Genomic DNA, 7,871 nt, shown 5'->3' with positions numbered 1-7,871 from the left:
TAGGATATACATTAACTGCAATAATAGGAGGGGCATTGCCGGGAAGCCTTCTGATTTTTGTATGGAATCGAAAATTATATATGGAATTGGATTTGCTTAAACTAATAATATTATCATTTGCTATACCTGGAATACTTTATGTATGTAACATTTTTGTCTGTTTACCGATTATGTCGTTGTATAATGAGTTTAAACATGATACTGAAATTTTTAGTGTAGAATTTATTTTCATAATTCCGGCAATATTGACATGGATTGAAATTGGTTATTTAGTTATGAGCAAAATACTTTTACCAGAATATACAATTAGGGATTTTGTTGCAAAATGGGGAATTATAGGAATATATTTTGTAATATCAGGAGGGATACTGGATGTATTTTTACTTCCAATATTAAAAAAAGGATTAAAATACATAAAAAAAATTAGGAGCAGCAAATAAAGAAATTTTCAAGTGATTATTAGTCAGAAAAGAAATGGTATTATGTAATAAAAAAATTGTTGCATAAAAGAAAGCACTCAACGCCTTAATTGGTATTGGGTGCTTTTTTAGTGTTTTATTCTTCTGTATAATCATTTGAGTTATTATTTTTGTTTTCAGTTGAAGAATGCGAAGATTCTTGTAGAAAGTTTAAATCAGGTATTTTTAAATGCCTTAATGATAATGTTGGGGGCACATAAGCACCTTCAGGGGTTAGGCCAGCTGCCTCTAGTTCGTTATCGTTTGGTTCATGGCACTGGGGTAATAATCGTTTATCAAGCCGCATTAAAGCATAATCCATAACATCTTCGATTAATTCATCTAATAAGTTATTTGGACAATAAAATAATTTGTTTTGAGGGCTTTTTATGATAAATCCTTTGCTTAGTCTCATTGGGGCATTAAGCGTACTTATTCCGGAAGCTTCATCTTCGTTTTCTGGTATCTCGTATAGTTCATAATTATAAAAATTAAGTAAGGTATCGAAACAATTAGCTTTTTGATAATTAGTGGTATTAGATTTAGTTTTTTCTTCGGGAAAAATATTATCATCTCTACAAAGCAAATAATCTGCACGAACATGTAAAACTTCAGCGAAATTATTAGCTGCATCTACAGAAAGCTTACGTTTACCTCTTTCAAACATACAGACCGTTTCTTTTTTATAGTTTGCTCTGTTCCCTAAAGCTTCTTGGGTATATCCTGAGAGAAGCCTGCACTTTTTTAGGCGCTGTCCACATTCAATGTTAATGTTCATGTTAACTTCCTCCGTTTTTGTTTATTTTAAAGATGATTTAAGCAATATTAGAATGATTTAGAAATGTTAAGTTAATTAACATGTGAACCATAAATGCTGTTAATTTTATTAACATCTATGTTATAATAATACCATAAAAGAACCACATAGACAATGACGAAGTGGTAGAAAGGAATAAAATTTTATGAAAAGAAGAATTACAAACAATGAATTTGGAATTGAATCCAAAGCCGGACGTATTGAACAGGCGTGTGCAAGATATGGCGTTGGTAGAACTACTATGAGAAATATCGCAAAAGAGGCAGGAGCTGAAGTAAAAGTAGGAAAATGTTATTTGATTAATTTTTCAAAAGTAGATGCTTTTATAGACAGTATTTCTGAGTAAGGTGGCGATTCTATGGGAGTATATGAAAATCTGCTGCCGGGCAAAGAAAATGCGCTGACACCGGAGTATCTTACTGTGAAATGCCATTTTTCCAGTGTTCGGATGCTTCAAAAACAGATCGAAGCAGAACGCAAGGCCGGCAAAGTCATATTATCAAACACAACTCCGCCTGGAGGATATTATCTTCCTGCAGCAGGAAACACGATGGAAATCCGAAAGTTTATTCGTACTTTAGAGAATAGAGGTGAAAATACATTGAAAGCTCTGGAAAGTGCAAGAGAGTTATTGAAGGAATTGGAAGGTGATAATCTTTGACCTATGAGGAAATCTTATCACATTTTCAAGTGAAGAAATATGGCAATGGAAAGGTACAAGCACTCTGTCCGGCACATCCTGATAAGGAAGCCAGTTTGACGATTACGCAAGGGAATAATGGTAGGACTTTATTAAAATGCCATGCGGGTTGCAGCTCTGAAAGTGTTGTACTGGCAGCAGGATTAAAAATGGCAGACTTATTTAGTGAAAGTAGGCCAGCAGAGGAATGCTGGCGAATGTACATAGAAAGCCGAGAGAAAAGAAAGATTGAGGCTGTATACAATTACGTATCTATTAACGGCGAATATGCTTACACAAAAATACGCCTTGAAGGTAAGAAAATGCTTTTCGGAATACTTAAGGATGGGCGGTTTGAATATGGCTTGAAAGGAAGGAACAAAAAGGAATTCAATGCAATATTCGGAAGTGTTCCACGAATAAAAGAAGCTATTGAAAGAAACGAACCGATTTTTATACCTGAGGGTGAAAAGGACGTTAATACACTGGTAAAGAAAGGCTATACTGCTTTTTCATGTGGCGGGGCTAATGATTGGAATAAGAACGTATCAGAACTGTGTGCGGGTGCTGAAGTTGTCATTCTGGCTGATAATGATGCTCCAGGGAAGAAACTGGCAGCTGCTATTGAAAAAGATTTAAAAGGAATTTCTAAGAGTGTAAAGATAATTGTTCCGATGCCCGATACGCCAAAAGCAGATATAACTGATTATTTTGAAGAGGGACATACTGTTGAAGAATTTGAAAATTTAATAAGGAATGTTGATGATACAGAGAAGATTTGTGTAGATGTTCAGCAAGATCAGAAGCAGGATACAGGTAAAAAACGATCTGTAATACAAAAAAGCAAGGACGAAGTAGCTGGATGTCCGGCATTAGTCTTTAAATTCCTCGACTGCAACTATGATGAAGATGGAAATGTAAAAAGCGTAAAACAGCTGGTACATAATTTTGAAATCGTTATGGATAAAGACAGCCGTTTCGCCGGGAAAATCCGTCTTAATGAGTTTGCACAGCAACCTTATCTATATGGTAATGTGCCATGGGAGAATGAGAATAATTGCAGAGCATGGAGCAGCCATGATGATTCAGCTTTGTTTTCGCTGATACAGGCTGATTATGGGCTTAAAAGTCGGCAAGACTTCGCAGATGCGCTGAAAAATGTTTCTATGCGCAATAAATTCCATCCGGTAAGAGAACTACTGGATTCCCTTACATGGGATGGAAAAGAGCATATAAGAAGCCTGCTGCCGGAATATCTTGGAGCAGAGGATTCTGATTATACATACCAGGTAATGCGCTTATGGATGTTAGGAGCTGTTTCAAGAGTGTATAAACCCGGAAATAAATTTGATTATACAATCATTTTACAGGGTTCACAGGGCATTGGCAAGAGTACGTTTCTGAAATTGATGGCTTTGGACGATTCCTGGTTCAATGATTCGTTGGATAGTTTGGATTCAGATAAAGCGGTACAGTCCCTTACAGGATCATGGATCATTGAGCTCGCTGAATTAAAGTCACTGGCTCGAACGGCTGGAGGCGTTGAGAGTGTAAAAAGGTTTTTGACCGCAACGCAGGATAAATACAGGATTCCTTATGAGCGGCGGGCAGACACATTTTACAGACAGTGTGTATTCGCCGGAACTACCAATAAAGATGATTTTTTGCAGGATGAAACAGGAAACAGGCGTTTTCTTATTATTCACACAGGCTTTACAAAAACATCTAAGAGCCTTTTTACACCAGAAGTTATGGACGATATAAAACAGGCATGGGCGGAAGCAGTGCATATTTGGAAAAACGAAGATCCAGAATTGATACTTCCGGAAAACTGTATGCAGCAGGCTAAAGAACTTCAAGAGGCAAATATGGCAGATGATGGCAAGCGTGGAATTATTCTGGACTATTTGGAAGGAAAAACTCAGGTGTGTGCTAGAGAAATATGGTTCGAAGCATTAAAGGAAACCATACCACCAAAAAATTGGCAGGCATCAGAAATAAATAATATCGTTGCTAAAATACCGGGATGGGAAAGGCTTAAAACCCCACGTAAATTTGATGGATATGGACAACAACGAGGCTTCAGAAAAATAGCAATGAAAACTACAGAAGAGGAATCTGAAAATTCTGAGTTTGTTGTTGTTTCAGAGCAAGAACAAATGGAGCTTCCGTTTGATTAAGTAATTTTGCGGTTGTTTTTATGGATTGTAGTGAAGTTTGTAGAATGAATGTAGTTCGCTTAAATTCAGTATTTACAAGTGTTTCTACATATTCTACAAATACTACATTCTATAAAAAAAAATATATAAAAGATAATAATATAGGGATATAAGGGTATATAAAGAAACCTTTAAACTCTTTGGAACGATTGTAGTTGTAGTCTGTAGTTGGATTTTGTAATGGATTTTATAGGCGGTTTACCGCCGGAAAGGGAAAAATATATGTCAAAAAAATTAAAGAAACAGTCGGTATATTCAGTAGCTGATTTAGAAAGTTTGAAAGGATTTACAGTAGATGAAGTGAAATCAGATTCAAGGGGGGCTGAATGTAACTATGAAGCTTGTAAATAAAGCAGGAAACGTTGTAAAAATATATGTTGATTCAGTTTTGTTTGGAGCTGAATTAGTGAAATATACAGAGGAGTAACTTAATCATAGGGGAAACGATAATTATAGGCGGTAATCCGCCGGAAAGGATACTAATCATGAAAATAATGACACAGGATAAAACACGAGTTTTAAATTTTAAAATGACGTATATCAGTTATGTAAGTAAGAACCGTATTTGTGAGAGTGATTTTAGTATTGCGGAATATGCAAGTCCAGAACGCGCAAAAGAAGTGTTGAATGATATGTTTCAAAAGTATGTAGCAGGAGAAAAAGCGTATATCATGCCGGAGGAGTAATCATTGGATAATGAAAAGGAATTAAGACAGGTATATGACATATTAACTGCTGCCTGGCGAGCATACAGAGAACATTACCCGCCGGGAAATCCGCAGGATGATACATACTGGTCAAAGCTGGTAGCTAATCTTCACGAAATAGAATCGCAATATAATTGCCAGTTGTGCCGGGATATCTTGTGCAATGTTGCGTCAGATCTGGAGCACAAAGCAAAAGTCCTGTATCAGTCAAAGTAACTGACGCAGGACCGTATAAAAGGGGTGAGTCTTTCTGTAAGCTATTATACCACAAACAGGACAGGAGGACTCTATACCAATGAGCATCAGAAAAATGAAATTGAAAGATTATGGGATTACGCCGGGACGGGCAGCAGAACTCAAAGAAATGGTAAAAGATAAACAGTATTATTCTTTAGTAATCGAAGCATGCAATAGGGCAAATGAATTTCTTGCCTCGCATCTGGTAAAGAGTTTTACAGAAAGCGTGGGATATCGCCAGATATTCAAAAACAGCAATTCATGTGAACTTCCATGCACTGAAAATGATTTTTATGGTTATAAGCGGAAAGCACTTCATGAATTTGATTTACTGGTGAAATCAGTAGATTTGTAGTAGACGATGCTGGAAGAACCTGACAAAACCCCACATATCACTCTATATGGGAGGAACTTACGAAAACCTACGATTTCAGCATATATAGCCGAAAACATTAACAGATATTAACATCTTCTCGGATCGACAACCTGTCAAAACCGTCTGTTTCTCTGTATAGGGAATACATCTTGGAAAAACGTGGAACTTGATTATATATAGCTGATGAATAGGGTGGAAAAAGGTGGAGCTTCAGAGTATATAGCTGATGAATAAGGTTGCAAATAGTGGCATTTCTGCATATATAATCAAAAGCTTTAGTATTATTTAGTGCTTTGATTGCCTAGTAAAACTTAGTATTTTGGCTCATATAGGCGGAGGCTTTCTATGAAAACTTCAGAAAACCTCATATATTTTTCTGTATGGATCATGGAACCTAACAAAAGCTAACATTTTTGTATGTATAGGTAAAACCTAAAAAACCTTATATTTTTCGGATATAGAGGTGCAGGACTTAACAAAACTTAACATTTATCGGCATATAGATGAAAAAATGTAGGGAGTTTGTTGACACGATTACGCGCGGGTGACTATTCAGAGATTTCGGAGTCCCTAAAAGTCTGGCGCATGATTCCAAAATGAACTTCGAACGAACTTCGAGAAAATGCACTCAGATGTTATCGAACTCCGAGCGAACCCCGAGAAATGACCTTTTAATGAGTTAGTAAACAAAGAGCGAACAGAGAGAACATGAACAATACACGAACAAAACAAAAAGGAGATTTTTATGAATGGATGTAACGAAAATGCAATTGAATTTATGACTAATGGTACTAAAGCAACATTAACATTCTCTCAGGGCCGGTATAAGTCAGTAATCCGCAAGCTGGCAGAGAAACATCCTGATGATTGCCAGATCGTTGCTGATAACGAGGACGGAAGTATTTGTGCTCATGTTCCGGTAGCCTGGATCCGGATTTCTCCTCCGAAACAGTATACAGAGGAACAGCGTCAGCAGATGAGGGAAAGGCTAAGCCACAATATATCTGAAAATACAGGAGTATGGGAATAAAACAGAGCAAAAATCAATTGTAATGCAACTAAGATAAAGTTGTAAGGGTAAGGGAAGAAAAAGGCTAAATGAGCCGATAAAATAGAGAGAAGAGATGATGCCAGTATTTAATAAAAATCCTGCTGCCGAACCTACGGCTCAATAAAAGACCTATTATGAGAAATACGGTCATGCGTTATTACTGATTTTTACGGTACTGGTCTGATTGAAGCAGTGAGGAAGCAGTGAAAAGTTATAAAAAGGGATATCCACTATTTTGAGGATCCCTGTTATTGATAATGAAGCCGCAGGAAAGCCACACAAAGCCGTGACGAACCCGTGAGAAATGGAATTAAAGTGGCGAGAACTCGGAGTGTTCGAACAGGCGAGGAACAGGCGAGAATATCAGATTGAATTGTGATCTTTGCGAAAGGCCAGTTGCCTTTGAACTGTCGATGAACAGTCGAAATAACAAAAACGCCCAAAAGTGGTAGAGAGCTGTTCTCACAAAATGTGAGATAATATATGTATCACAATAGGACAGGAGATGATGTATGTGATTTTACTTAGCATGTTGATGTTGATTGCAGTCATGGAATTAGCAGCTATTTATGATGCGGTAAGGGGGAAAGACAATGAGACGTATCAGAATGAAGAAAAGTAGAAAATATGAACAGGACAAGCTTCAGGCGGCAATAAATGCTTCTGCCAGACGGGCACTTGATGATCTGGATAAATCATCCGGGATGTGGCCTACAATGATTGGAGTAATGGCAGAAAAATGTAGAAAACTTGCGCAGGATTACGGGGAACTTCAGAGACTTGAAACGGAACTTCAAAAATATGAGGGAGAGGCGATAAGTAATGGCAGAGAAGATAACATTTAATACAGGTGCTAAGAACTATGAGATTGTAGATCAGGATGGAAATGAGCTGGGAGTATTCCGATTTATTCCTACAGATGTTGGAATCTTAAACAGATATAAAGAGACAGCGGCGTTTTTCGCAAGTGTAGGTGACAAAATAAAAGGGGAGGACTTGGAAGAGATTCTTCCTGAGCTGGAGAAAGAAGCCGGGGAAAAGATAGATTTCTTGTTTGGTGCTCCTGTATCGGAGAACTTCTTTAAAATTACTCATCCGTTTACAATTCTGGAAGATGGACAGACATTTGCCGAACAGATTATCACTGTGATTGGCGGAATCATTGAAAAGGAATTAGCTGAAAGAGAAAAGAAGCAGCAGGAACAAATTGACAAATATGTTGCTAAATACACAAAAAAAGACGAAGAAAAATAAAAACGGCGGGCTGTTCTGGAAACAGGATAGCCCTAATTTATAACTCGGTACTGGTAATTTGAAACTGGTACCC

12 protein-coding genes are annotated in these 7,871 nt (G+C 37.2%); 11 read left to right on the top strand and 1 reads right to left on the bottom strand.

What is annotated here, in order from left to right; translation table 11 throughout:
* On the top strand, positions 1-440 hold a 440-nt coding region (locus tag AC075J_RS14880), incomplete at its 5' end, for a hypothetical protein (protein WP_476390471.1).
* Between the two features lie 115 nt (positions 441-555).
* Here the strand turns inward: AC075J_RS14880 and AC075J_RS14875 are convergent.
* Complete coding sequence (locus tag AC075J_RS14875) at positions 556-1,236, bottom strand: helix-turn-helix domain-containing protein (protein ID WP_118521111.1); 681 nt, start codon at positions 1,234-1,236, stop codon at positions 556-558.
* Positions 1,237-1,420: 184 nt separating this feature from the next.
* Here AC075J_RS14875 and AC075J_RS14870 point away from each other — a divergent pair, with 184 nt between their 5' ends.
* The 10 genes from AC075J_RS14870 (at position 1,421) to AC075J_RS14825 (ending at position 7,798) form a co-directional block, all read left to right on the top strand.
* Positions 1,421-1,621, top strand: a complete 201-nt coding sequence (locus tag AC075J_RS14870) for a DUF6462 family protein (RefSeq protein ID WP_118521110.1) — start codon at positions 1,421-1,423, stop codon at positions 1,619-1,621.
* Positions 1,622-1,633: 12 nt separating this feature from the next.
* A complete protein-coding gene (locus AC075J_RS14865; protein WP_118521109.1) occupies positions 1,634-1,936 on the top strand; it encodes a hypothetical protein in 303 nt (100 codons plus the stop codon).
* 188 nt (positions 1,937-2,124) lie between these two features.
* Entirely contained in the window at positions 2,125-4,134 is a 2,010-nt protein-coding gene (locus tag AC075J_RS14860; protein ID WP_128867793.1) for a virulence-associated E family protein, read from the top strand.
* Positions 4,135-4,353: 219 nt separating this feature from the next.
* Positions 4,354-4,524: a hypothetical protein gene (locus tag AC075J_RS14855; RefSeq protein ID WP_182437409.1), complete on the top strand. Its 171-nt coding sequence runs from the start codon at positions 4,354-4,356 to the stop codon at positions 4,522-4,524.
* A gap of 134 nt (positions 4,525-4,658) precedes the next feature.
* Positions 4,659-4,859: a hypothetical protein gene (locus AC075J_RS14850; RefSeq protein WP_118616871.1), complete on the top strand. Its 201-nt coding sequence runs from the start codon at positions 4,659-4,661 to the stop codon at positions 4,857-4,859.
* Between the two features lie 3 nt (positions 4,860-4,862).
* The gene (locus tag AC075J_RS14845; RefSeq protein ID WP_118616870.1) at positions 4,863-5,096 is read left to right on the top strand and encodes a hypothetical protein; all 234 of its coding nucleotides are present in this window, start codon (positions 4,863-4,865) and stop codon (positions 5,094-5,096) included.
* A 79-nt stretch (positions 5,097-5,175) separates the two neighbouring features.
* A complete protein-coding gene (locus AC075J_RS14840) occupies positions 5,176-5,472 on the top strand; it encodes a hypothetical protein (RefSeq protein WP_055151416.1) in 297 nt (98 codons plus the stop codon).
* Between the two features lie 766 nt (positions 5,473-6,238).
* A complete protein-coding gene (locus AC075J_RS14835) occupies positions 6,239-6,523 on the top strand; it encodes a hypothetical protein (protein WP_055149840.1) in 285 nt (94 codons plus the stop codon).
* 614 nt (positions 6,524-7,137) lie between these two features.
* Positions 7,138-7,389, top strand: coding sequence for a hypothetical protein (locus AC075J_RS14830; protein WP_182438126.1), 252 nt, complete (start codon positions 7,138-7,140; stop codon positions 7,387-7,389).
* Entirely contained in the window at positions 7,367-7,798 is a 432-nt protein-coding gene (locus AC075J_RS14825) for a hypothetical protein (protein WP_118616868.1), read from the top strand. Before AC075J_RS14830 ends, AC075J_RS14825 begins: the two co-directional genes overlap by 23 nt.
* Positions 7,799-7,871: the final 73 nt, after the last annotated feature.

This window comes from Blautia sp. ZXY-1-C6 (assembly GCF_056339875.1).
Note: the sequence above shows the minus strand (reverse complement) of the source record. Positions and strands in the feature narration are given on the sequence as shown.

Coding starts and splice junctions, on each gene's coding strand:
- AC075J_RS14860 (WP_128867793.1), top strand. CDS start 2,125: ATGGCAGACTTATTTAGTGAAAGTAGGCCAGCAGAGGAATGCTGGCGA.
- AC075J_RS14865 (WP_118521109.1), top strand. CDS start 1,634: ATGGGAGTATATGAAAATCTGCTGCCGGGCAAAGAAAATGCGCTGACA.
- AC075J_RS14875 (WP_118521111.1), bottom strand. CDS start 1,236: ATGAACATTAACATTGAATGTGGACAGCGCCTAAAAAAGTGCAGGCTT.
- AC075J_RS14825 (WP_118616868.1), top strand. CDS start 7,367: ATGGCAGAGAAGATAACATTTAATACAGGTGCTAAGAACTATGAGATT.
- AC075J_RS14855 (WP_182437409.1), top strand. CDS start 4,354: ATGGATTTTATAGGCGGTTTACCGCCGGAAAGGGAAAAATATATGTCA.
- AC075J_RS14830 (WP_182438126.1), top strand. CDS start 7,138: ATGAGACGTATCAGAATGAAGAAAAGTAGAAAATATGAACAGGACAAG.
- AC075J_RS14870 (WP_118521110.1), top strand. CDS start 1,421: ATGAAAAGAAGAATTACAAACAATGAATTTGGAATTGAATCCAAAGCC.
- AC075J_RS14850 (WP_118616871.1), top strand. CDS start 4,659: ATGAAAATAATGACACAGGATAAAACACGAGTTTTAAATTTTAAAATG.
- AC075J_RS14840 (WP_055151416.1), top strand. CDS start 5,176: ATGAGCATCAGAAAAATGAAATTGAAAGATTATGGGATTACGCCGGGA.
- AC075J_RS14835 (WP_055149840.1), top strand. CDS start 6,239: ATGAATGGATGTAACGAAAATGCAATTGAATTTATGACTAATGGTACT.